Here is a 24,202-nt window from a genome sequence, read left to right as displayed (position 1 = left end):
TTTTGGCTCGCAGTAGTGTAAGTTGTAGTATTCGATGGTTCTCGCGGGCAAGTTGGGAATCAATAGGCCCTGCACAAAACGAAGGCGTTTCAGCCCTTCGTGTCCACCACGACGACCTTGCCGTCTTTCAAAGCCAGCGCCATCTCGCCGCGCTTGAGCTTGAGGGCGGGTTCTCCGAAGACCTCGCGGCGCCAGCCGCTGAGGGCCTGGACGTCGGCCTTGTCGTCGGCGGCGATCTTTTCCAGGTCGGCGGCATTGGCGATCAGGCGCGGGGCGACGTCTTTTTCGTCGGCGACCAGCTTGAGGAAGACCTTCAGCAATTCGACCGTCGGGCCGACACCCTGCGGCGGCGGGGCGGGCTTTTCGACCTTGGGGGCATAGGCTTCGGCATTGGCCAGGGCTTCGCTCATCTTGTCGAACAGGCGTTTGGCGGCGCTGGAGCGCTCGAAGCCCTTGGGCACGGCGCGCAGGCCGGTCAGCTGTTCCGGTGCGGTCGGGGCGACATTGGCGATCTCGTAGATCGCGTCATCCTTCATCACGCGCTGGCGCGGCATGTCGCGGGTCTGTGCCTCGGTTTCGCGCCAGGCGGCGGCGGCGCGCAGGGCAGCGACCCATTTGGTCGTCGTCTTGCGCAGCTTCATCCGGCGCCAGCTTTCCTCGGGGTCGAGGCGATAGGTCGACGGGCTGGTCAGGGTCTTCATCTCGCCGGCGAGCCACTCGGTGCGGCCTTTCTTTTCCAGCCGCTCGACCATCATCGGGTAGAGATCGCGCAGATGGGTGACGTCGGCGATGGCGTATTTGGTCTGGGCATCAGACAGCGGGCGGCGCGACCAGTCGGTGAAGCGCGGGCCTTTATCGATCGGGCGATTGAGCAGGGTGCGGACCAGCGCGTCATAGGCGATCGAGTCGCCCAGGCCGAGCGCCATGGCGGCGACCTGGCTGTCGAACATCGGATGCGGGATCAGTGCGTCGCCGCCCTGGTGGAAGAAGATTTCCAGATCCTGGCGGGCAGCGTGGAAGACCTTGATGATGCGTTCGTCCGCCATCAGCTCCCAGAAGGGCTCCAGATCGATGCCCTCGGCGAGCGGGTCGATGATGACCTCGGTGTCGCCGGCGGCGGCCTGGATCAGGCACAGCTGGGGCCAGTAGACCGTCTCCCGCATGAACTCGGTGTCCACAGCCACATAGGGGTGCTGCAGGAGGGCGTCACAGGCCGCTTCGAGGGCCTTCGTCGTCGTAATCATTGTCATGAAACGGCCCTTTAGCGCGGACCGCCGCCTTTGGCTATCGATTCGGCCAGCCGGAGCGTGATTTCCCGGCTGGCCGAAGCACGTCCGAGCTATGCCTTGGCGCCGCGGCGCAGGTTGAGACGCCACAGGATGAACAGCACGGCCAGAGCCGAGATGAAGGCGATCATCAGGAAGGCCATCTGGATCGGCAGCTGCATCAGGGCGATCCCGGCCAGGGTGAACTGACCCAGCGTCGCCGTGGCGGCATTCATGATCCCGCCAGCCGCCAGCAGGCGCCCGCGCAGTTCTGCCGGCGCCCGGCGCTGGGCCATGGCCTGCAGCGGAACGACGAACAGACCGGCCGAGACGGCGGCGAGGCCGAGATCGATCAGGATCCGCCAATTGGACTTGTCGGCCAGGAAGGCATCGGCGGAGATCAAGGCTGCGCCCTCGGTAATGAGCGGGTTGGACCAGGTGATCAGGGCCACATCGGTGGTGAAGACCACCAGGCCGATCGCGCCAACAATCGAGAAAGCCAGGGCATCGCCCTTGCCCGACAGGGCGCCACACAAGAGGGCACCGATCGCGGCGCCGATTGTGAACAGGGCGCTGAACAACAGGACCACGCTCTCGTCGGCTCCCAGCACCGAGGCCGTGAAGACCGGCATCAGGGTGATGATCGAGGCCGCCAGCATCCAGAACCAGGCTGCGCCGAGGAGCGGTCTGAGGACCTGGGGCGCCTTGAAGGCAAAGCGAAGGACCCGGACGGTTTCCCAGATGAAATTGAAGCTCAGCGGCATATCGGGCTGTGACGCCTTGGCTTCGGGCAGCTGGCGGCTGGCCAGCCAGCCAAGGACCGCCATCACGATCAGCCCCATTCCGACGAACTCGGGGCCGAAGGACTGCATCACCAGCCAGGTTCCGAGCCCGATCCCGACCAGAACCGAGACGTTCAGCAGGCCCGACATCATGGCATTGGCCGGGACCAGTTCCTCAGGCTTCAGCAGGGTCGGCAGGGCCGAATTCTTGGCCGGCGTGAAAAAGGCCGACTGGGTGCCCATCAGGAAAAGGGCGACCATCAACAGGAGCGGTTGCTCCAGGAAGAAGCCGAGCGCGACGATCACCATCAGCCAGATCTCGGCAAACTTGGCGAAGCGCATGATGCGGGTGCGGTCGAACTTGTCGGCCATGCGCCCGGCGATGGCCGAGAACAGGAAGATCGGCACGGTGAACAGCGATGCGGCAATGGGCACCATCATTGAGCGGTCGAGGTCGAACAGGGTCAGTCCGCCGAAGGTGACGAGCGTGACCAGCGAATAGCGGAAGAAATTGTCGTTGAAGGCGCCGAGCGACTGGGCGAGCAGAAGCGGCAGGAAGCGGCGCTGGGTGACCAGCTGGGCGGCGATCTTGGCACTCATGAGCGGGCCTCCTTGGCGGCCTGGCCCTCGGCTTCGAGGGCGCGGGTGCGGGTTTCGATGGTCAGTTTCAGGCGCGGCAGGAAATCGTCACGCGGCAGGCCGGGCGGGATCGGCTCGAGAAACTCGATGACGGCCGGGCCGGGGTGCTTGGTCCAGCGGTTCTGGGGCCAGCGCAGCCCGGTATTGGTCGCGACCGGGATCACCGGACGGTTGAGCGTCTCGTACAGGACATGGACGCCCTTGCGGTAACGGAAGCTCTCGCCGACCGGAGGAAGGCGGCCTTCCGGATAGATCAGCAGGGGTCTGGGGTCGTCGACGGCACGCTTGATGGCATCTTCCAGCGCGCCTTGGGCGCCGGTCAGGCCGGGCGAGTTGACCATGGTGGCACCGGCAACGCGGACGATCCGGCCGATCAGGGGGAATTTCCCGGTTTCGCTGCCGATCACGAAATTGATGTCGCCCATGATGGCCATCATCAAGAAACCATCGGCCCAGGACTGGTGTTTGGCGGCGATGATGACCGGTCGGCCATGCGGCGGTGTTCCGCGCACTTCGACCGGAGCGCCGAGGATGTATCGCATCTGGCCACGGACGGTGCGGCAGGCAGCGCGCATAAGTCCGCGAACGCCAGACTGCCAACCGGTCAGGCTGATCCCCCAGGCAATGAGGGCGAAGACAAGCAGGGTCGGCCAGAAGATGATGTTGAAGATGAAAGAGCGCATCGGATCCTCCCCGGATCGACAGGCGGGTCCGCGTCTTACGCGCAGATCACCGATTGTCCGGATGGAAGGTGCGACGGAATGGCGGTCGGCGCAAACTCGGCCTCAAGGGCGCGTGAGCGGGTCTCGACACGGGTCTGCAGCTCGGCCAGGTCGGCATCGCGGTTGGCGCTCGGCTGGATCGGATCGAGGAAATCGATCACCGCCGTGCCCTTGAATTTCGACCATTTCTGTTGCGGCCAGCACTGGCCCAGATTGGTGGCAACGGGCACGATCGGACGCTCCAGGGCACGCGCCATGTGCCAGACGCCGGAGCGAAAGCGCATGCCGGTACCAACCTCGGTCAGATGGCCTTCCGGATAGATCAGGACCGGGCGAGGACGGCCTTCGCCCTGCGAGCGGACGATCCCGTCCATCAGGCTGTCGCGAGCGGCGGGGCCGCCCTGGTTCGACAGGACGATGGCGCCGCAACGTTTCAGCACCCAGCCGATCAGCGGGAATTTCAGCATGTGGTCGCCGCAAACGAAGTTCACGTCGCCGCACTTGGCCATCATCACGATGCCATCGCCCCAGGACTGGTGCTTGGCGCCGATCACCACCGGCTGGTCCTTGGGCGGCGTGCCGCGAACCTCGACCTTGATGCCGCAGATCCAGCGCATCAGATGCACGGTGAGGCGCGAATAGGAGCGCAGACCGTGCATCAGCACGCTGCGGCCGGGGAACAGGGCCAGGATGGCGCAGATGACGGCGTAAACGCCGGAAATGGTCCAGTAGGCGATGTTGAAGATGAAAGAGCGCATGAGAATCTCTCCGTAAAACCTTGGGGCGCGCGCCTAGGAGCGCAGCACGGCCATGATGCCGCGGGTAAACTGGTCGATATGTTGCGAGAGCGGGCGGTCGATGCGGCCATAAAGGCTGTATTCAGCCGCCTGCATCACCACGCCCAGCGCCATCGCCGAGCGCAGTTCCGGATCACCTTTCGGGATCTCGCCGCGCTCCATCGCCTTTGCGATGCAATCGGTCATCAAATCCGATGGGTCGGCACCGCCATCACCGGAGGCGGCGATGAAATAGTTGCGATGGGTGAGGTGGTAGGTGAATTGCGCCGGGTCTTCATCGGCCAGATTGCAATAGGCCGTGACGAGGGCGCGGCTGATGTCCTCCAGCGAGGCATCCGGGGTCAGGTGGCCGGCGACCATGTCCAGCAGCTTCTTGTGGATGGCCTCGAACATCAGTCGGGCGAGGGCGTCCTTCGACTTGAAATGGCGATACATGGCGCCATCGGAAATCGTGCAGGCCTCGGCGATCTGCTTGATCGAAACCCCGTCCATGCCGTGGCTGGCAAACAGCTGCAGCGCCGCCCGCTCGATCCGCGCCTTGGTGGTGCCGGTCTTGGCCGTCACACCGACATTCGGGTTGGAGCCGTCAAACAGGCCGTCTCTCAGCATCCCGGTCATATCAAGTCCCCCTCAGGGCTGTAAGTGAATGGTCATTTACACATCCTATATCGAGACGTTTCGAAGGACGCAAGTGAATAGTTACTTACATCAAGAATAGTCTGCGATCGGCGGTACTGGCCCACGGGTTGCGGCCCTCGTGAACGGCGGATACTCCGCAGCGCTTGTCCGTGACACGCAACGCTGCCCGGCTCGGGACATCACCCCGCCAATCATCCAACAGTCGCCTGTCAGGCGTGGCCGGCAGGCCCTCCCGTAGCCCCGAATATCAATATGCAAAGCGTTGGAATCGTGCCCGAAAATGCGAAATTGCCTTGCCTGCAAGGGAATATCGCCATGCCCGTTAGCGAATATTTTATGAGTCCCGGGTAGCTTTATCGTACCGAACGGCATTCGAGACCGACCGAAAACAGGTTGGCCAGGCCGGATCCGGTGGTGGAATAAAACTGTGTGGGGGAGCCAAGAAATGGCGACTATCAACACCAATGCGGGCGCGATGGTCGCCCTGCAGAGTCTGAACAAGACCAATCGTGACCTGGAGACCGTTCAGGCCCGGATCAATACGGGACTGACTGTCGGATCCGCCAAGGATAATGGTGGCGTCTACGCCATCGCCCAATCAATGCGCGCCGATGTCCGAAGCTATGTCGCCGTTGCCCAGTCTCTGGACCTGTCAGCCTCGACAGTGGATGTTGCGCTGGCCGGTGGTGAAGCGATTTCCGATACGCTGGTCGAGATGAAGGAAAAGGCACTTGCTGCTTCCGACACCTCGCTAGACCAGGCCTCGCGCGATGCCCTGAACGAAGATTTCAAGGCGTTGCGCGACCAGGTCGGCAAGATCGTCGAGACAGCCGAGTTCAACGGCACCAATCTGGTTGATGGCTCGAAGTCGCAGATTGCCTCGCTTGCCAGTGCCAGCGGTTCGTCCTCGATCACGATCGCCGCGGAAGACCTGTCACTCGGGGGCGGGGTGGTGACCCTGTCCGCAACCGCATCCTTCGCGTCGGCCGGTGATGCCAGCACGCTGGTCGCCACGATCGAGACATCGCTGGACAATCTCAATGGCTCGCTGGCGCGACTCGGTACCGGCTCCAAGTCGCTGGGTGTCCACAAGGCCTTCATCGGCAAGCTGAGCGATGCGCTCGAAAAAGGGATCGGCAATCTTGTTGATGCCGACCTGGCCAAGGAAAGCGCCAATCTGCAATCACTTCAGGTCAAACAACAATTGGGTGTGCAGGCGCTGTCGATCGCCAATGCGGCCCCGTCGACGGTCCTGGGATATTTCCGCTGACCGGCGACCCCAACCAAAGATAACCAATCTGGTGGCGCGGCCCGCAAGGGCGTGCAACTGGGGGCGCTCCGGCGCCCCCTCTTTTTGGTGTGGGGCCTCCTGCTTCCTCCCCTCTCAATTTTTGCGGAAACGCGCAGCGCCTCCGGGACCGACGGGAGACTCATCGCTGGCCGGGAATTTCGGTAGGTCCCGGCTCTCCGCCCCGCTTTTGCGGGGCTGCGGCCGGGAAAAATATGATGTGTTCTGACAGGGGGAGTTTGCGGTGCGGTGGGACGCTGCTGACGACGCCGGTACACACTTGTCATCCTGAGCATATGCCCGGGGTGACAAAGTTTTGTGTCCTTATCCCACACTGTGCACCCCACACACCGTCATCCTGACGAAAGTCAGGACCCAGCCTCGCACACTCGATTTCGCCATACTTGGCAATAGCTTGCGTCGCAAGCTGGGTCCCGGCCTGCGCCGGGATGACGGTGTGTGGGGCGGATGTTTGAAGAAAACTTATCCCCACCCCTCCCCACCCAGCGCATAATGCCCTCGGTTTTCGGGACGGGAGGCGCGAGCTCAGTCACTTGTGCCCGGAAGCGAGCGGAGCCTGTCCGCGCCTTGGATGTGACACTCCAAAGCTCCGGCAGGGCGTGCGACCAGGTCGCGGGGCACTAAACGACCGACCCCATCTACCTGACGCATTGGAAACGGTCGCGAGAGCGTCCGGGAAATCTCCGAGAACGGGATGTCGAGGACATCACGGACACCGCAGACGACCACCAGGACACCCCGGTGTCCAACGACATCCCGTTCCCTCCCTCACTTCGGCGCAAATGCGCACGGAGACGAAGATGTGTGCCGTGGTTCCAGCCTCTGCGGACCCACACCGGCGTCATCCCACGGTCGCGGCAATGCCGCGATCCGGGGGACCTGCGCTTCCCCGTCGAGCGGGTGGACGAGGTCCCCCGGACAAGCCGGGGGATGACGGTGGTGAGATGTTGGAGGAAATAAAGGCTGGCGTAATGCGCCCACCCCGCCATACATCCCTTGCCGGGAGAAAGCCGTATCCGGTTCTTGAGCTCAAGGGTAAAACCGCGAAGCGGCGCTCACGCGCCCTTGACCTCAAGAACCGGATACGGCCCGCTGGCTGACAAGGATTTATGGATCAGGCTGCGCCAGGCGCGAAAGTCGTAAGCGCGAGACTTCATTGTAGATCGGGTACCTCCTCCTTGGCCGAGGTTGCCGACGCCTCTAGGCCTTGACGAACTCCACCCATCCTGTGCCGTCAGCTTGCACAACCGATTGCACTCGGAAGCCTTGGCTCATCCATGCATAAGCTTGGGGGCGATTGTCAGTGTTAGTTTGGTTAGCCCACCACTCGGGATACCGCGTCGCCGATGGCGGAAGCTTCGCCTGAATTATCTGCTCAACCTCTTTAAACCGAAGCGTAACAACGCCCTTAGAACGGCGAGCACAAAGATACTCTGACAGCGCGTGATATTTTCCGGTTCGAACAGCTGAGGCGATCATTTGTTTCTCCTCTTAAAAAGAAGAGCGTGCGACGTAAACGGTAAGAGGTAAACTCAACTATTCAATGTATCATGACAACTATCATGACATCTGAATCCACGGCGCCCTGACCTTCAGCATGCTCCTTGAAACGGAATTTGGTCGCGCACAGAATTGGAGATGACGAGTTGCTACGAAAAATCATAAAAATTGGGCTACTTTGCCCGCTAGTGGTTGGCTGTAACGAAACAGGCATTCGTGACCTCTACGTCGATGAATACACATTCATTCAGTACTCTGAGGGAACCGACAAATTTCGAATTTGTCGTAGGCGCTCAGAATTTGTCGGCGAGGCAGGCCGTATTAGCTGCACAGCTTGGCATCGCGATCAAGAGTTTGAAGGCACGCAATAGATTGGACTGCCTGGCCCCGCTGGCGTTCCTTTTACACTTCGCCACATAATTCAATCACCCGGCACCGCGGGTCTAGCTATGTGGCTGCGGCCCACCGATTGCATGTTTCAGCCTGTACTACCGCAGAATTTTTCCGGGCAAGTTCCCATACGGAGAACAAGTCAGCCCCCCCGGCGCCACACGCGCCGAGCCACCACTCTCTTGAAAACATGGAATAAAAGGAATGGTGAGCCGACAGGGGCTCGAACCCTGGACCTACTGATTAAAAGTCAGTTGCTCTACCAGCTGAGCTATCGGCTCCCCGAACGAGGAGCGCGGAACCTATACGGGCGATTCCGGAGGGTCAATCGGGGTTTGACTGCGGATTTCAGCATTTTTGATGAGATTTCGCCGCAATCGCGGATTAAAATGCAGCTCATGAGGGGAAGATTGAGTCTGTTGGCATGTGTCGTCGTGGCGTTGAGCGCGAGCGCATGCAGTTCGACACGACAATCCGCAAGCAGTGCCGGCAATTTTGCCCGCGAGGAAACCGCCGAAGCATTCGAGGATGCCGTCGGCCTGCCGCGCGAGCGTCCGGGCCGGGTCATGGTCGATGAGGGTGAGGACACCGTGCCGACGCCCTATGGCGGTGAAGGCTCGCGTCGGCGTTGCTCGACGGTCGCCCAGGACGTCGCCCGACTGACCGTCGTGCTGGGTCCGGACATCGAGGAAGAGCGGCGGATCGCGGAAGAGGAATCCCACGATCACGATACCTGGATGGGCCAAGGTGCGCATATCGTCTCGCAGGCACCCGATGCAGCCGCTGACGGTGCGCGTGGCCTCTACCATTCGACCATTGTCGGCCTGAACCCGGTCCGCCCGGTGGTTCGCTTCCTGGGCCGCGCCGGCCGCATTGAACGCGAGGCACGCGAGCAACAGGAAATGGCCCAGCGCCGACGCGCCTATCTGCGCGGCCTGTATGACGGGTTTGGCTGTCCGCCAGCCCAGATGCGACGGGCCTTCGAAGCCTATGGCCTGGTCGAGGAAGATCACCACTAGGCCCGCCTTGCGAAATTGTCATGTCGGACGCGGGAAGAAACCGCCCGCCCCCTGCGTTGTCCTCCTGAATGCCGGTGATCCCATCGTCATTCCCGGCCCGAAACGGCCGGACTTTGGACAACCAAGGAGGTCTACATGACACGCCTTTCCAAACTGACCCGCGCTTTTGCCGTGACGACCGTCGCCGGTGGCAGCCTGGCCCTTGCCGGCGCCGCCGCCCTGGCACAGCAGGACCAGACCCCGTCCGAGGACGTGATCGAGGTCGAGGGCCAGGCCAATGCGCCCCAGCGCTCGAGCTTCATCCAGGACAATGACCTGTTCCGGGCCGCCGCCGAGGCCTGGGACAATTCCGACCTCGACCGCGCGCCCTATACCGATGACCACCACTGGGTCGGCCTGCGTGTGCACACCCGTGACGGCGGCCGCCTGGGCGAGATCGAACGGGTCCGTCTGACCGCCGAGGGCGATGTCGAGGCCATTGTGGTCGAGGCCGGTGGCTGGATGGATATCGGCGGCCATGAGGTCCAGATCGACCAGTCACAGGTCACCTTTGCCCCGGATGGTCGTCGCCCGATCGCGGTGATCAACTATACCCGCGCCGAATACGAAGCCCTGCCCCGCTTCAACGAGGATGCGGCCAGCGAGTTTCCGCTGTCGGACCGCGACTATGGTGACAATGAGAACACCGAGGAGCTCGACGACGGACCGTCCGGCTCCAACCGGTAAGGGCGCCCCTGCCCCGAACGGGCTTCAGGCCCCTTGTTCCCAACTGAAGCCCTTCAGCCCCCGGGTCCCCCAACCCGGGGGCACCTTTTTGGCCGGGAGTCAGGCGAGGGGCCAGGCTGAAAACACGGGGACGCGGTGGCGCGATGCGCGCCACACCGCCTCATTCATCACTTGCCGAGAGACCGCCTCAGCCAGGGTTTCAGCTCAAGGGGCATGCCCGCGGAGCGGCGCCTGCGGCGCCCTTGACCTGAAACCCTGGCTGAGGCCCGCTGGCCGACAAGTGATCAATGGATCATTCCGCGCCGGCACGTGCGGGTCTGACGCGTGGCGGCAAGAGATCAACCAACTCTGTGTGCCCGACGGAAGCGTCAAAGCGCCTTGTAGAAGAAGGTCGTCGAGCAGGGGCTGCCATCCGGAAACAGCGCATAGTCCGGCACCGGCCCGACCTCGATCCAGCCGCGCTGGCGGTAGAGCGTATCGGCCGGCGAACCGGTCACGGTGTCAAGGACCAGCGTGCGCAACCCGGTCTCGCGGGCATGGTCTTCCAGCACCGCCATCAACTGCCCGGCAATACCGCGGCGCCGGGCCGAGGGCGAGACCATCAGCTTGGCGACATCGCCGCGATGGGGCTGGTTGTCCGGCAGGCCGGTGATCAGCTGGACGGTGCCGAGGAGCGTGCCGGTGGCGCTGTCGAGGGCGCACCAGAGCGTGCGGTCGCCGCGCTCGATTTGATCAGCCGCGCCGCCCCAGAAGGCCGCGGCCCGCGCCGGTGTGATGTCCGCCATGAAGCCGATGGAGGCACCGGCTCCAACGCAATCGATCAGAAGCTCGGCGAACTCTCCGCGCCTGGATCGCAACGCCTCAGGGCCACAGGTTGAGATGGTGACCGACATGTCAGCCGGCCCGCGCAGCCGCTTCGGCCTGGCCCTGCTCCCACTTGCCCCGGAAGTCCCGCCGGAACGCCTCGAACTCACCTGCCGCAATGGCCGCGCGCATGCGCGCCGTCAGGTGCTGGAAGTAGGCGATATTATGCCAGGAGAGCAGCATGGCCGAGAGATATTCTCCGGCCCGGAAGAGGTGGTGGAGATAGGCTTTCGAATAATCCCGGCTGGCCGGGCAATCGATGTCCGGATTGAGCGGGCTGTCATCCTCGGCGAACTCGGCGCGCTTGATATTGATCGGGCCATGATCCGACCAGGCCTGGCCATGACGCCCCGAACGGGTCGGCAGGACGCAGTCGAACATGTCGACCCCGCGGGCGACGGCCTCGACGAGATCGATCGGCTTGCCGACACCCATCAGATAGCGTGGGCGTTCCGTGGGCAGGTGCGGCGTGGTGAAGTCGAGCACGTCGCACATTTTCTCAAAGCCCTCACCGACCGCGAGGCCGCCAATGGCATAGCCGTCATAGCCGGTCTCGATCAGGCGCTCGGCGCTCTCGCGGCGCAGGATTTCGAACACCGAACCCTGGACGATGCCGAACAAGGCTTGGCTGTCGCGCGTTCCGAAGGCCGCCTTGGAGCGCTGCCCCCAGCGGATGGAAAGCTCCATGCTGGTTCGGGCTTCTTTTTCCGAACAGCCAAAGGGCGTGCATTCGTCCAGCTGCATGGAGATGTCGGCACCCAAAAGGTCAGCCTGGATCTCGATCGAGCGCTCCGGCGTGAGATTGTGCTCGGAGCCGTCGATATGGGAGCGGAACTTCACCCCCTCCTCGGTCATCTTGCGCAGCTTGGACAGGGACCAGACCTGGAAGCCGCCACTATCGGTCAGCATCGGGCCTTTCCAGGTAGAAAACTTGTGCAGCCCTCCAAGGCGTTTCACCCGCTCGGCGCCGGGGCGCAGCATGAGGTGATAGGTATTGCCCAGGATGATATCGGCCCCGGTCTCGCGGACCTGGTCCATGTAGAGCGCCTTGACCGTCGCCGCCGTGCCGACCGGCATGAAGGCGGGCGTGCGGATATCGCCGCGGCTGGTCTTCAGCACGCCGGTGCGGGCCGCGCCATCGGTGGCGTGGATCTCATAGGGAAAGGTCGTCATGTGCGGCGCTCCAGCAGGCAGGCATCGCCATAGGAGTAGAAACGATACTCCGCCGCAATGGCATGGGCATAGGCGCGCTGCATGACGTCCAGCCCCGACAGGGCGCTGACCAGCATGAAGAGCGTCGATTTGGGCAGGTGGAAATTGGTCATCAGCATGTCGGTGATGGCAAACTCCGAACCCGGCGTAAGGAAGATATCGGTGTCGCGGCTGCCCGCCTTGATGACGCCCGGCCCTGAGGCCAGGCTCTCAATGGTGCGCAGCGCCGTGGTACCGACCGGGATGACCCGGCGCCCCTCGGCCTTGGCGGCATTGATGGCGTCGGCGGCATCGGGCGAGACCGTGCACCATTCCGAATGCATCTGGTGATCATCGGTATCGTCGGACTTCACCGGCAGGAAAGTCCCCGCCCCGACATGCAAGGTGACGCGGGTCTGCTCGACACCGCGCGCCTCCAGCGCCGCCATCAGCTCCGGTGTGAAATGGAGGCCGGCGGTCGGCGCTGCGACCGATCCTTCATGGGTGGCGAACAGGGTCTGGTAGTCGGCCTCGTCCTGCTCGTCGACACCGCGCTTTCGGGCGATATAGGGCGGCAGCGGCATCTCGCCGGCCACCGCGATGGCCGCATCCAGCGCCGCACCGGTGGCGTTGAAGGCCAGACGGACATCGCCGCCTTCCGACTTGCCGGTCACTTCGGCCTTGAGCGTTTCGCCAAAGGCGATCTCGTCACCCATGCGCAGCCGCTTGGCCGGGCGCACGAAGGCGCGCCAGGCCGAGGCATCGATCCGCTTGTGCAGATTGACCTCGACCTCAACCGGACCGCCTCCGCCCACCGCCCGCGCCGGGCGAATGCCCTTCAGCGCGGCAGGGATGACGCGGGTGTCGTTGAACACCATCAGATCACCGGGCTGCAACAGGTCTGGCAGGTCGCGCACACCGCGATCGGCGAACACGCCATTGGAGGCAATATGAAGCATCCGCGCCGCATCACGCGGGCGGGCGGGCCGCAGGGCGATCCGCTCCTCGGGGAGGTGGAAGTCAAAGTCGGAAACACGCATGGCTGCGGGGTCTATATTCGGACACACCGGTTCGCAATCTTTGGCGTGTAGAAAGCCTGACAAACAAACCGGAAGCCCTCATCCTTGCGTCACACGATTACCGCCTTCCTCGCCTTGTGCGCGGTCCTCAGCTTGGCCGCCTTCATCACGCTGGCCCCGTTGTGGCGCGGTTTCGATGCCTGGCGCCAGATCTGGCCAATGGTCGCGCTCTTAGTGCTGGCGGTGACCCTGTTCTCGCTACGCAACCGGCATCGCTGGGTCCCGATGGCCCTGGCATTGGGGTGTGCGCTGGTGCTTTTGCCGGCCGGACCGGAAGTCCTGCGACGTCTCAACCAATCAGCGCCGGGTGCGATCGGCGATGACGCCACCGAACTCACCATCGTCACCCACAATCTTTGGGGACTCAGCACCAATCCAGTCGAAGCGCCTGCCGTCCTGTCTTCGCTGGCACCGGACATCCTCGCCTTGCAGGAAGCCACACGGCAGGCCAAGCCGGTGGTCGACCAGCTGGAAGCCGCCTTCCCGCATATCGCCCGCTGTCGCTCGGCACGCGTGCTCAGCCGACTGCCGATGCTGGACAGCGGCTGCGTGCGTCATCCGCCGGAGATCTCGTTCGAGAACGCCGTACCGTGTGACTGGGAATTACCGCCGGCGGTCTGGGCCCGCATCGAACTGCCGGACGGTCGTCAGGCGATGATCGTCTCGGTCCATCTGACCTGGCCCTTCCCCTCAGCCGCACAGGACTGCCAGCGCCGAAATCTGGCCCGCGCCCTCGCCCGTGAGCCGCAGGACACGCTGATCGTGATGGGCGATTTCAACGCCGCCGCGCCCTCGCGCGCCCTGGCACGAATCGAACGGGATCTGGGCCTGGAACGCCGCTCCATCGCCCTGCCGAGCTGGCCATCGGAAGGCCTGTTCACGCGCGATGGCGGCATCGCCCCGCCGCTGCCGCCGATGCTGGTGGGCATAGACCACATTTTTGCCGGCGAGGCCTGGGAAACAGGATCGATCGACGCCGGGCCCGATACCGGGTCGGATCATCGGCCGCTGATCGCGCGGCTGCGATTGCGCGCGCCCGTGGATCAGTCGTGAGACCAGTTATCCGGGTCATCCGACGTGTTCGGTGACAGGCCCAGCGCCTCGCCGGCCGGGTTCACGCCGAGCCCCAGGACAGTCCGGTTGGCATAGGCGAAATAGGCCGTAACCTGATTGATCTCGAGAATTTCGCCATCCTCGAAACCGGCCTCGCGCAAGGCCATCACATGCATCTGGGTCAGCTTGTCCGGTGCACAGGTCAGCAGCTCGGCATAGCGCAGGCCGGCCAGCTCGCGGCCCGAGAAGGCGCGCTCCGGGATACCCGCGTCGATGGCATCGCGGATCTCGTTCGACCGCGCATCGTCATTCAACAGGCGCTTGAGCCCGGCGAAATGGTGTTCGACGCAATAGGCGCACTTGTTCAGCGACGAGACCCAGGTGCCGATGGCTTCCAGATAGGCCTTGTCGAGAGTGTTGCCGTAATGGTGCAGCACCGCCTTGTAGAGGGCCATGTGCCCTTCAAGCGTATGCGGGCGCAGCGAATGGGCGGCAAGGATATTGTCGATCTGGCCGGTCTTGCCGGCGACCCGGTCATAGATAGTCGAAAGGCGGCCATCGGCCGCCTTTCGATCGAGTGTCTTGATCCAGCTCAAGGCCTTACGCCTCGACGACCGATGCCTTGATGATCTTGCCCGGATTGGCTGGCGGCTCGCCCTTGGGCAGCGCGTCGACATGTTCCATGCCGGAGATCACTTCGCCCCATACCGTGTACTGGTTGTTGAGGTAAGGCACGTCATCCAGGCAGATGAAGAACTGGCTCGATGCGCTGTCCGGATCGGAAGCGCGCGCCATCGACATTGTGCCACGCACATGCGGCTCGGCAGAGAACTCGGCCGGGATGTGCTGGCCGGAACCGCCCATGCCATTGCCGTTCGGGCAACCGCCCTGGGCCACGAAACCGTCAATCACGCGGTGGAAGTTCAGCCCGTCATAAAAGCCTTCCTTTGCCATCTCGGTGATCCGCGCCACATGCTTGGGCGCGAGGTCGGGACGCAGCTTGATCGTGACGTCACCGCCTTCAAGCGTGAATACGAGTTGTTCTTCAGCCATGGGTCTTCCTATTCCACAATTCGTGTCGGCACGGTGATATCGCAAATGTCGGGCAGATTGCCAGACGGGCTGCGCAGCGTGTCCAGATAGGCGGCAAAGGCCGCTGAATCGGTATCGGCGACCTGGATGGTCACCTGCTCGTCGGCCGGCAATTCGTCACCGATCCGCATCGAACGGATATTGTCCGGCCGGAAACCGGGGTCTTCCATGGCGGAGCCCACCGCCAGGGCATCAACAGCCGCCTGGCCGACGCGAACCCGGCCCCAGGCCGTGTATTGCGCGTTGAGATGCTCGGCATTGCCGCGGGTAATGAAGAACTGGCTGCGGGCCGAGTTGGGATCGCTGGTACGGGCCGCAGCGGCAGACCCGGCGCAATGCAGCAGCCAGGACTGGACCTGTCCGTCACCGGTGATCGCCGCGAGGGCCGAGGTCTGGGTCCCGGCATGGAAGCCGTCCCAGAAGCCGGCCTTGGCCATTTGCGGCAAAGCGCGCGGATTGATGATCCGGTCCATCAGCTCGGTCACCACCGGCTCGCCGGAGCGGCGGACTGTGAATTCGGCCTCCAGGCCTTCCACCTCGGCAGCATGCCCTGGATTGGTGCGAGCTCCGCCACCCTGGGCCATGAAGCCGTCGATCACCCGGTGCCAGACCAGGAAATCATAGAAGCGCTCATGAACCAGGCGGCGCATGCGAGCGACATGGTTGGGCGCGAATTCCGGTGCCATCTCGACAATGACCATGCCGTGGTCGGTTTCGATATAGAGCAGGTCTTCCTGGTCCGCGGTCCGCCAGGCATCGTCCGGCAGATCCCATTGTGGTGCCGCACCCTCAGCTTGGGCAGCCGTGGCCAGCGCCATTGGTGCCGCCGCGTTCCGGTCGGTCTCCGAGACTTCAGCTTCGCGGGCGCAGGCCCCGGCGGTCAGGGCCAGGGCGAGAGTGGCGGAAAGGGTAAAACGCATGATCACGCAAGACGCTCCTTCAATCGGCGTTCAATATTGGGCGTCACGAAGGCGGAGATATTGCCGCCCAGCTTGGCGATTTCCTTGACCAGGCGCGACGCGATCGCCTGGTGACGGGGGTCGGCCATCAGGAATACGGTCTCAATGTCATCATTGAGTTGCTGGTTCATGGCGACCATCTGGAATTCATACTCGAAATCGGACACAGCCCGAAGCCCTCGCACGATCGACTGGGCGCCGATCTCCTCGGCGAAATGCATCAGCAGGCCGTCGAAGGGCCGCACCTCGATCTGCGCGCCATCGGCGAATTGCGCGACTTCCTCGCGTACCATGTCGACGCGCTCGTCGAGGCTGAAAAGCGGCTTCTTGCCCTCATTGATCGCGACACCGATGACCAGATGATCAACCAGTTTCACGGCCCGGCCGATAATGTCGATATGACCATTGGTCAGGGGATCAAATGTGCCCGGATAGAGCGCAGTACGGGTCATGGCCAATCTCTCCCGGGCTTGGCGCCCCTATGGCACCTCCCCGGCACCAGGCTCCTGTCTGGCAGATGGGCGAGGCGAGATCAACAATCCCGCCTCGCCGGTCGCACTATTCGGACGGGCTGTCGCCGGCTTCCGGAGCCGGCCCCGCATCGACGACAGTCTCGCCGTCGCCGTCTTCATCGGCCTCATCTCCGGCATCCTGGATACGAACCACCGCGACGACATTCTCGCCTTCATTGAGGCGGATCAGGCGCACACCGCGCGATGAGCGGCTGGCGATGCGGACGGTATCGACCGGGAAGCGGATCAGCTGACCGCCATCGGTGACGGCCATGATCTGGTCGGCATCCTCGACCGGGAAGCTGGCCGAAAGCGGAATGTCGCGTTTGATATCGGTTGCGGCGACGCCGTTATTGCCACGCCCCATCACCCGGAAATCATAGGCCGATGAGCGTTTGCCCATGCCGTCCGATGCGACCGTGAGGAGGAATTCCTCGGCGGCGCCCAGCTCGGCCAGGCGCTCGGTCGACAGGGCGGCTTCATCATCACCGTCTTCGTCGGCGTCATTGCTGACGGTTTCGATCTCTTCATCATCGCCCAGCGCCCGGCGCATGGCGGTGGCGTGTTTGAGATAGGTGCGCGCCTCCGGCGAGGTGACATCGATATGGCGCAGGATCGCCATCGAGATCAGCTCGTCGCCCTCGGCCAGGCGGATGCCGCGAACGCCAACCGAATTGCGGCCGGCAAAGACGCGGACATCGGTCGCCGGGAAGCGGATGGCGCGACCCTTGTGGGTGGTCAGGAAGACGTCATCCTGCTCGGTGCACAGCACCACATTGACGATCTGGTCGTCCTCTTCCTCCAGCTTCATCGCAATCTTGCCATTGCGGTTGACCTGGACGAAGTCGGACAGCCTGTTGCGGCGGACGGTGCCCTTATTGGTGGCGAACATGACATTCATGTCGGCCCAGCTGCTCTCGTCTTCCGGCAGAGCCATGATCGAGGTGATGGTCTCGCCCTGCTCCAATGGCAGGAGGTTGATCAGCGCCTTGCCGCGCGTATTCGGCGCGCCCAACGGCAGACGCCAGGTCTTGGTCTTGTAGACCATGCCGCGATTGGAGAAGAACAAGAGCGGCGCGTGGGTCGAGGCGACAAACAGCGTGGCGATGAAATCCTCATCCTTGGTCGCCATGCCCGAACGGCCCTTGCCGCCGCGGCGCTGGGCCCGGTAATCGGACAGCGCGGTGCGTTTGGCATAACCGCCATGGGTGACGGTGACGACCATCTCGTCACGCGGGATGAGATCCTCATCCTCGAAATCAAGCTCGGCATCGACGAATTCCGAGCGCCGCGGCGTGGCGTAGTTCTCGCGCACCTCGGTCAGCTCGTCGCGAATGATGTCGAGCACGCGCTGACGCGAGCGCAGCAGATCCAGGAGATCGGCGATCTGGTCGGCCAGCGTCTTGGCCTCATTGCCCAGTTCTTCACGACCCAGACCGGTCAGGCGGTTGAGGCGCAGCTCCAGGATCGCCCTCGCCTGCTCCTCGGTCAGCCGCAGCGTATTGTCGTCGCGCAGCATGGAGCGCGGATCGGCGACCAGTTCGACCAGCGGCGCCACATCCATGGCCGGCCAGTCGCGTGCCATCAATTGCTCACGCGCAGTGGCCGGATTGGGCGCCTTGCGGATGAGGGCGATGACCTCGTCGATATTGGCCACGGCCAGCGCCAGGCCAATGATGACATGGGCCCGATCGCGCGCCTTGTTGAGCTCGAACTTGGCCCGACGCGCCACCACTTCCTCGCGGAAGCGCAGGAATTCCTTGAGGATATCCAGCGCGCCCAGCAATTGCGGGCGACCGCCGACCAAGGAGAGCATATTGGCACCGAAACTCGTCTGCATCGGCGACCAGCGGAACAGCTGGTTGAGGATGACATCGGCATTGGCGTCGCGCTTCAGCTCGATCACCACGCGCATGCCATTGCGGTCACTTTCATCGCGCAGGTCGGCAATGCCCTCGATCTTCTTGTCGCGCACCAAGTCGGCGATCTTCTCGATCATCGACGCCTTGTTCACCTGGTAGGGGATCTCGTGGACGATGATCGCCATGCGGTCCTTGCGCACTTCCTCGATCGAGGTGCGCGAGCGCATCACGATCGAGCCACGCCCGGTCAGCACCGCATTGCGGGCGCCGGTGCGGCCGAGGATCAGGCCACCGGTCGGGAAGTCCGGTCCCGGGATATAATCCAGCAGCTCGCCTTCGGTCAGTGAGGGGTTTTCCAGCAGGGCCAGCGTGCCATCAATCACCTCGCCCAGATTGTGCGGCGGGACATTGGTCGCCATGCCGACGGCGATACCGCCAGCGCCATTGACCAGCAGGTTGGGATAGCGCGCCGGCAGCACCACCGGCTCCTGGCGCTCAGCCGAGTAATTATCGACGAAATTGACCGTGTCCTTGTCGATATCGGCCAGCAGGGATTGCGCCACCTTCTGCATCCGCGCCTCGGTATAACGATAGGCGGCAGGCGGATCGCCATCGACCGAGCCGAAATTGCCCTGCCCGTCGATCAGCGGCACCCGCATCGACCAGGACTGGGCGAGGCGCACCAGCGAGTCATAGACCGCCTGGTCACCATGCGGGTGATAGCGACCCATCACATCACCGACGGCGGTCGCACATTTGCGGTAGGACTTTTCGTGCGTCTGCCCGTTCTCATGCATCGTATAGAGGATGCGGCGGTGCACCGGCTTCAGCCCGTCACGGGCATCGGGAATGGCGCGAGACACGATCACGCTCATCGCATAATCGAGATAGGACGACTTCATCTCGTCCTCGATGGCGATATTGCCAATCCCGTCCGGCAGGGCTGGCGGCTGGCCACCAGAGTTTTCGGGTCCGTCTTCCGGGGTGTTCGGCGTGTCGTCGTGATCGCTCAAGGCGGCCCTCTTTTCATTGTGTCGCAATGGCGGTCACGATTGCCCCGACCGCACCCTCACGAAAATCGCCGCCGATCCCACACCCTCGCGCGCGGGCGCGAATCATCAGTGTGAATCAGGCGGCTTTCCTGTCGCAGAGTCTTAACAATCGCGAGGGGGGAGAGCAAATGCGGGGGGCGGTTGGGGGATAGTTGGTTTGGCCTATCAGATTCTTCGTGCCGATATTTCAGAGCCACTTTTCTAGCGACACAATAAAACCGGCCAAAAAACCGGCCATTTTTGTGGCCCGGAATTTTCACACAAAATGTGAAACCTCATGTTATGATTGAAAGTATGAGTAAAGTTGAACTGGCCAAGAAACCGGCCAAAAAACCGGCCAAAAAATGACCCTTGAAGATCGCGGCGAAACAATCGGCCTTATGGAGCCGCTCCTGATTTCCGAGACATCGCGCCATCGTGGCGCGCTGAACGACCTCGCACTGGAGCTTGCAACCAAATCCGCCGCTTTCAAAAGCAGCCTGCCAAAAGAGATCGTTTCGGCCCTGGCGGACCTCGTTCGCTCAATGAATTGCTATTATAGCAATCTCATCGAGGGGCACGAAACCCACCCGATTGATATCGAAAGGGCGCTGCAGGAAGACTATAGCGCCGACCCCGAGAAGCGGGATCTGCAGCTCGAAGCCAAAGCGCACATCACCGTGCAATCCTGGATCGATACCGGAAGTATCGCTGGTACGGAAAGCTCCGCAGCCTCCTTGTGCGAGATTCATCGACGGTTTTGCGACGCACTGCCGGACAGCCTGCTATGGGTCGAAAATCCCGATACAAAAGAAAAAGAGAGGGTCATTCCCGGGGAATACCGCACCGGTTATGTGCAGGTGGGCAGGCATGTTCCAGTCAGCCCCGGAGCGATACCACGCTTCATGGATCGCTTCGATCGGGCTTATGGCGCGCTCGGAAAATCCAGCGCCATAATTGCAGCGGCCGGAGCCCACCACCGTCTTTTATGGATACACCCCTTTGCCGACGGCAATGGCCGCGTTGCCCGCCTGATGTCTCATGCCATGCTGCTTCGCTCGCTCGATACCGGCGGGCTCTGGTCGGTGGCGCGTGGTCTCGCTCGAAAAGTTGATGCTTACAAAAGCCATTTGGCATCGTGCGATGCTGACCGTCGAAATGATCTGGATGGGCGCGGCACACTGAGTGAAGCAGCCCTCTCCGCCTTCACCGGGTTTTTTCTGGAAACCTGTATTGATCAGGTCGACTTCATGGCGGGCCTGATGCAGCCGGCAGCACTCCGGGAGCGCGTCCTGCTATGGACGAAGAATGAGCATGATGCCGGTCGTCTACCCGCAAAGGCCGGACGCCTTATGGAGGCCATTCTCTATCGGGGTTCGCTTCCGCGCGGAGAGCTGGAAAACACACTTGGCATGGCTGACCGCTCTGGCCGACGGGTTGCTGCCGAACTCACCAAAGCCGGCGTGCTGACATCGCAAACCCACAAATCCGATCTCAAGCTGGCGTTTCCGGCCAGGCTGGCATCCGCATGGATGCCGGGCCTGTTTCCGGAGAAACAAGCGTGATCGGACGGCGCTTTTCGCAGCATTGACGATGACGCCCCCTACCCCGCCTCATCCGGCAAGGTCAGCCCCGCTTCGGCCGGCTCCCCGCCAAACACCTCGAACTCCTGCTCCAGCGTTCTCGGCCAGAACACACTCGCCAGCAGCGCCGTGACAAGCACGCCGACAGCGAGCCCGGTGAGGAAGGGGCGTTTTATGAAGCCCAGGCCGGTGCGCAGCCAGGTCTGGAAGGGTGAGGTCGGGGCCGGGCTTGGCAGGGTGTCGGCGCGCTCGACCGGGGCGCTGAGGCTGTAGCCGATGCGCGGCAGGGTGCGGATCAGGCTGGCATCGCCGAGCAGGCGCCGCAGGCGGGAAATGGCCTGGTTGAGCGCTTCATCACTGCCATCCTCCTCCCACACCGTCTCCAGGAATTCATCGCGGGTGACCGGGCTGATACCGCGGCGGGCGAGCAGGTGCAACACACCGGCCAGGCGCGGTTCGAGGCGATGGGTCTCGCCCTCGCGCACCAGCACGCAGGCGATGAGGTCACAATGGGCCGTGCCGATCCGGAAACGCGTCGCGTCGGCGACGTCCCCGCCGGGTGAGGAAAATGTCATGTCAGCCTATCCAACAGGTTTTCGTCAGGACGCCGAAGCGCCGCCATCCTAGCCAGTCAGGGCTAACATGAGCAAGGAGAGCCAAAACCATGAAAGCTTTGTCATTCCTCAGCCGCACGCCCGGCCAGCTTGCTGCTGCGTTGAGCCTGGCTCTGGCTATCACCTCCGCGGCGACCTCCGCGGCGACCGCACAGGCGGCCGAACAGGCGGCCGAACAGATTGTCGACCATGGCGCCGCCAGTGACCGCCTGTCAGAGGCCTTTGACGCGCTCGAGGCTGCCGGCTTCACCGGTATTGTCGGCCTGTCACTGGAAGGCGAAACGGTTTTGATGCGAGGGGCCGGTGAGGCCGACCCGCAGACCGGTCGCCTCTTCGGCCCCGACACCCAGGTCGATATCGCATCGATCACCAAGAGCTATACCGGCATGCTGGCGGCCCAGCTGATCAGCGACGGCACGCTGTCGGCCGATCTGCGCCTGGCCGATATGTTCGACGATGTCCCCGCCGACAAGGCCGACATCACCTTGCACCAGCTCCTGACCCATGCGGCCGGCCTGCCCGGCGGGGTCGGAGATGATTTGGCGGAAGAGGATTTCGACACCTTCCGGGCCAATGCCTTTGCCGCTCCGCTGCGCTTCGAGCCGGGCACGGCGTATTATTATTCCAATGTCGGCTTCTCCCTCGCCGCCGCCATGATCGAGCGGGCGACGGGCCAGACCTATGAAAGCCTGCTGCGCGACCGGCTGGCCGCTGCCGGCATCCAGGATACCGGCTATCAGACCGCCCATGACACCCAGCGCTCCGTCCATTTGCGCGACGGGCGCGACGTATCCGAGGCCTCCTGGGGCGGCCATCCGCCGAACTGGAATTTGATCGGCAATGGCGGGCTGGTCTCGACCGCGCCGGACATGCTGGCCTGGCGTCAGGCCTGGTCAGCGGGTGAGCTGATCTCGCCGGAGGCGCGCGATCTCGGCCAGACGCCGTTCCAGGATGAAGGCGGCGGCGCCTCCTATTACGGCTATGGGCTGGTGGTCGAGGATGACCCGGAACTCGGCCGCATCTACTGGCATAATGGCGGGTCGGCGCACTTCAACGCCCATTGGCGCGAGCTGGCCGATCACGGTCTGATCCTGTTCGTCGCCACCAATCAGCGCCATCTCAATGCCGACCGGGTTGTCGACGTATTGACGGCCGCCTGGTTTGACCGGCCCTGGCAGGTCGCGCCCGCAACCCCGCCAGCCGATGCGAGTCTCAAGCTTCCGGACACGCCAGCCGCTCGGCTGGTGCACGACTATCTCGCCGCGCTCGACGCCGATGCGGCAGCGCGCCAGGCCTTCATCGAAGCCCGCTTCACGCCCGCCTTGCTGGCCGCTGCGCCGCTGCAGGAACACCTGGCCCTCTTCGAGCAGGTCGCTGCTGACCTGACCGACCACCGACTGGCCGCGCTTCAGGCAGACGAAGCGCAGGTCCGCATTGCAGTCTACGCACCCGCCCTCGGACGGTCGGTTGAGCTGATCTTCGACACACCGGACCCACAGACACGGCAGATCGCCGGTCTGCAAATCGGTTGAGCATCGGGACCCGGCCGCCAGGCGGCCGGGTCCCGCGCCTGCGATCGATCAGTCGATGCTGTACGTCATGAATTCCGCGCGCGTGACCCGGCCATCACCATCGGCGTCGATCCGGTGGAAAACGGCCGTCACACTGGTCACGGCACTCTCCTCGGCATTGGCAATGACGCGGTTGAGGAAGTCGGGCGACGCCACACCGGCCTGGGCATTCATGCCGAGCTCGGCCAGGGCCGTCTGGACCGAGCCGGTCACTTCAGCGCGCAAATCCGGACCGAGCTGCCCGTCCGGGGTGAGTCCGGCTTCAACGAAGAGCTCGGCGAGGTCGAAATCATCGCTGCCATCCCGGTCGACCGCGGCGAAGCTGGCCTCCGGGTCATCGCGGTCGGCAATGGCGGGGGCCGAGGTCTGCAATCCGGTGCTCAGGGCAACAGCGGTAACGAGGGCAAGAAAACTGGCGGGCATGGTGAACTCCTTGATATTGATTTGGGGGAGCACCCGGCGGCGATGGCGCGAAGCGGGGTAGGTTTCGACATAGGCACGAAGCACTTCGCTGGCCGTCACGCCATGCGATTGGCACGCCTCCATGAAGTCCTGCTTGGTCTGGTGACCAATGCGGATTTCCAGGAACTCGCTCTGCTTTTCACGCCGTTTCATCGCAAACTCCGCTGCACGCCATCTGCGTGGTGCCGCTCCAATCGGCCACGCCCACACTGATAATCGGAACCCATTTGCCGTCCCGACGCACGCATTATAGCGTCCGGACACTGAATTCATTGATGAAATTTCGGTCATACGGGGTGCGAAAAGACCGTTCTGTGAATACACCGTCATCCCCCGGGTGACCGCGCAGCGGGCATCCGGGGGATGACGGTGGCTGTGGGGAATTGTGCGCTCGGGTTGGAATCATGCCGCGCCGTCACAAATCCTTGCCTTGTCGCAACAGGCCTGCCTCACTAGGCCCGAGCTGTTGACCCACACCGCCTATCGGGGGCTTTCATGACGTTACGTCTTCTCGCCATCGCCATGCTGACGGGCCTTGTGG

The 24,202-nt window shown here is 63.2% G+C and carries 21 protein-coding genes and 1 tRNA gene; 6 read left to right on the top strand and 16 right to left on the bottom strand.

Features of this window, described 5'->3' with window-relative positions:
- Positions 1 to 89: 89 nt before the first annotated feature.
- From rnd to ACN0X9_RS13165, 5 genes are all read right to left on the bottom strand, one after another.
- Positions 90 to 1,250, bottom strand: a complete 1,161-nt coding sequence (gene rnd / locus ACN0X9_RS13185; protein ID WP_417488028.1) for a ribonuclease D — start codon at positions 1,248 to 1,250, stop codon at positions 90 to 92.
- Between the two features lie 89 nt (positions 1,251 to 1,339).
- Positions 1,340 to 2,647: an MFS transporter gene (locus tag ACN0X9_RS13180; RefSeq protein WP_417488027.1), complete on the bottom strand. Its 1,308-nt coding sequence runs from the start codon at positions 2,645 to 2,647 to the stop codon at positions 1,340 to 1,342.
- Positions 2,644 to 3,369 (bottom strand): lysophospholipid acyltransferase family protein, encoded by a 726-nt coding sequence (locus tag ACN0X9_RS13175; protein WP_417488026.1) that lies wholly within the window; start codon positions 3,367 to 3,369, stop codon positions 2,644 to 2,646. Before ACN0X9_RS13175 ends, ACN0X9_RS13180 begins: the two co-directional genes overlap by 4 nt.
- A 35-nt stretch (positions 3,370 to 3,404) precedes the next feature.
- Positions 3,405 to 4,166, bottom strand: a complete 762-nt coding sequence (locus ACN0X9_RS13170) for a lysophospholipid acyltransferase family protein (protein ID WP_417488025.1) — start codon at positions 4,164 to 4,166, stop codon at positions 3,405 to 3,407.
- Positions 4,167 to 4,199: 33 nt separating this feature from the next.
- Entirely contained in the window at positions 4,200 to 4,823 is a 624-nt protein-coding gene (locus tag ACN0X9_RS13165; RefSeq protein WP_417488024.1) for a TetR/AcrR family transcriptional regulator, read from the bottom strand.
- Positions 4,824 to 5,289: 466 nt separating this feature from the next.
- Between ACN0X9_RS13165 and ACN0X9_RS13160 the strand changes: the two genes are divergently transcribed.
- On the top strand, positions 5,290 to 6,114 hold the full coding sequence (locus tag ACN0X9_RS13160) for a flagellin (protein ID WP_417488023.1): 825 nt from the start codon (positions 5,290 to 5,292) through the stop codon (positions 6,112 to 6,114).
- Between the two features lie 2,134 nt (positions 6,115 to 8,248).
- Here ACN0X9_RS13160 and ACN0X9_RS13155 read toward each other — a convergent pair.
- Positions 8,249 to 8,324, bottom strand: a tRNA-Lys gene (locus ACN0X9_RS13155).
- A 129-nt stretch (positions 8,325 to 8,453) separates the two neighbouring features.
- Here ACN0X9_RS13155 and ACN0X9_RS13150 point away from each other — a divergent pair.
- Both ACN0X9_RS13150 and ACN0X9_RS13145 read left to right on the top strand, forming a co-directional pair.
- A complete protein-coding gene (locus ACN0X9_RS13150; RefSeq protein WP_417488022.1) occupies positions 8,454 to 9,062 on the top strand; it encodes a hypothetical protein in 609 nt (202 codons plus the stop codon).
- A gap of 135 nt (positions 9,063 to 9,197) precedes the next feature.
- Positions 9,198 to 9,788 (top strand): PRC-barrel domain-containing protein, encoded by a 591-nt coding sequence (locus tag ACN0X9_RS13145; RefSeq protein WP_417488021.1) that lies wholly within the window; start codon positions 9,198 to 9,200, stop codon positions 9,786 to 9,788.
- 368 nt (positions 9,789 to 10,156) lie between these two features.
- Here ACN0X9_RS13145 and ACN0X9_RS13140 read toward each other — a convergent pair whose 3' ends face one another.
- From ACN0X9_RS13140 to queA, 3 genes are read right to left on the bottom strand one after another with little or no spacing between them, the layout of a single operon-like run.
- Positions 10,157 to 10,681, bottom strand: a complete 525-nt coding sequence (locus ACN0X9_RS13140) for a GNAT family N-acetyltransferase (RefSeq protein ID WP_417488020.1) — start codon at positions 10,679 to 10,681, stop codon at positions 10,157 to 10,159.
- 1 nt (position 10,682) lies between these two features.
- Complete coding sequence (gene tgt / locus ACN0X9_RS13135; protein WP_417488019.1) at positions 10,683 to 11,825, bottom strand: tRNA guanosine(34) transglycosylase Tgt; 1,143 nt, start codon at positions 11,823 to 11,825, stop codon at positions 10,683 to 10,685.
- Positions 11,822 to 12,883 (bottom strand): tRNA preQ1(34) S-adenosylmethionine ribosyltransferase-isomerase QueA, encoded by a 1,062-nt coding sequence (gene queA / locus ACN0X9_RS13130; RefSeq protein WP_417488018.1) that lies wholly within the window; start codon positions 12,881 to 12,883, stop codon positions 11,822 to 11,824. Before queA ends, tgt begins: the two co-directional genes overlap by 4 nt.
- A gap of 84 nt (positions 12,884 to 12,967) precedes the next feature.
- Between queA and ACN0X9_RS13125 the strand changes: the two genes are divergently transcribed.
- Positions 12,968 to 13,975, top strand: coding sequence for an endonuclease/exonuclease/phosphatase family protein (locus ACN0X9_RS13125; RefSeq protein WP_417488017.1), 1,008 nt, complete (start codon positions 12,968 to 12,970; stop codon positions 13,973 to 13,975).
- On the opposite strand, the gene ACN0X9_RS13120 is transcribed toward ACN0X9_RS13125, so the two are convergent.
- The 5 genes from ACN0X9_RS13120 to gyrA form a co-directional block, all read right to left on the bottom strand.
- Positions 13,966 to 14,571, bottom strand: a complete 606-nt coding sequence (locus ACN0X9_RS13120; protein WP_417488016.1) for a carboxymuconolactone decarboxylase family protein — start codon at positions 14,569 to 14,571, stop codon at positions 13,966 to 13,968. The two genes, ACN0X9_RS13125 and ACN0X9_RS13120, sit on opposite strands and share 10 nt — an antisense overlap.
- 4 nt (positions 14,572 to 14,575) lie before the next feature.
- On the bottom strand, positions 14,576 to 15,028 hold the full coding sequence (locus tag ACN0X9_RS13115) for a peptidylprolyl isomerase (protein ID WP_417488015.1): 453 nt from the start codon (positions 15,026 to 15,028) through the stop codon (positions 14,576 to 14,578).
- A gap of 8 nt (positions 15,029 to 15,036) precedes the next feature.
- Positions 15,037 to 15,987 carry a peptidylprolyl isomerase gene (locus ACN0X9_RS13110; protein ID WP_417488014.1) on the bottom strand — a complete coding sequence of 317 codons (951 nt, stop codon included), beginning with the start codon at positions 15,985 to 15,987 and terminating at the stop codon, positions 15,037 to 15,039.
- Between the two features lie 2 nt (positions 15,988 to 15,989).
- A complete protein-coding gene (gene coaD, locus ACN0X9_RS13105) occupies positions 15,990 to 16,478 on the bottom strand; it encodes a pantetheine-phosphate adenylyltransferase (RefSeq protein WP_417488013.1) in 489 nt (162 codons plus the stop codon).
- A gap of 106 nt (positions 16,479 to 16,584) precedes the next feature.
- Positions 16,585 to 19,413, bottom strand: coding sequence for a DNA gyrase subunit A (gene gyrA / locus ACN0X9_RS13100; protein ID WP_417488012.1), 2,829 nt, complete (start codon positions 19,411 to 19,413; stop codon positions 16,585 to 16,587).
- 383 nt (positions 19,414 to 19,796) lie between these two features.
- Between gyrA and ACN0X9_RS13095 the strand changes: the two genes are divergently transcribed.
- The gene (locus ACN0X9_RS13095) at positions 19,797 to 20,996 is read left to right on the top strand and encodes a Fic family protein (RefSeq protein ID WP_417488011.1); all 1,200 of its coding nucleotides are present in this window, start codon (positions 19,797 to 19,799) and stop codon (positions 20,994 to 20,996) included.
- A 38-nt stretch (positions 20,997 to 21,034) separates the two neighbouring features.
- Here the strand turns inward: ACN0X9_RS13095 and ACN0X9_RS13090 are convergent, their stop codons facing one another.
- Entirely contained in the window at positions 21,035 to 21,589 is a 555-nt protein-coding gene (locus ACN0X9_RS13090) for a winged helix-turn-helix domain-containing protein (protein ID WP_417488010.1), read from the bottom strand.
- 89 nt (positions 21,590 to 21,678) lie between these two features.
- Between ACN0X9_RS13090 and ACN0X9_RS13085 the strand changes: the two genes are divergently transcribed.
- Positions 21,679 to 23,160, top strand: coding sequence for a serine hydrolase domain-containing protein (locus ACN0X9_RS13085; RefSeq protein ID WP_417488009.1), 1,482 nt, complete (start codon positions 21,679 to 21,681; stop codon positions 23,158 to 23,160).
- Between the two features lie 48 nt (positions 23,161 to 23,208).
- Here the strand turns inward: ACN0X9_RS13085 and ACN0X9_RS13080 are convergent, their stop codons facing one another.
- Entirely contained in the window at positions 23,209 to 23,814 is a 606-nt protein-coding gene (locus tag ACN0X9_RS13080) for a type II toxin-antitoxin system RelB/DinJ family antitoxin (protein WP_417488008.1), read from the bottom strand.
- Positions 23,815 to 24,202 lie beyond the last annotated feature (388 nt).

The sequence above is a fragment of the Maricaulis sp. genome (assembly GCF_048268525.1).
Classification (GTDB): domain Bacteria; phylum Pseudomonadota; class Alphaproteobacteria; order Caulobacterales; family Maricaulaceae; genus Maricaulis.
Note: the sequence above shows the minus strand (reverse complement) of the source record. Positions and strands in the feature narration are given on the sequence as shown.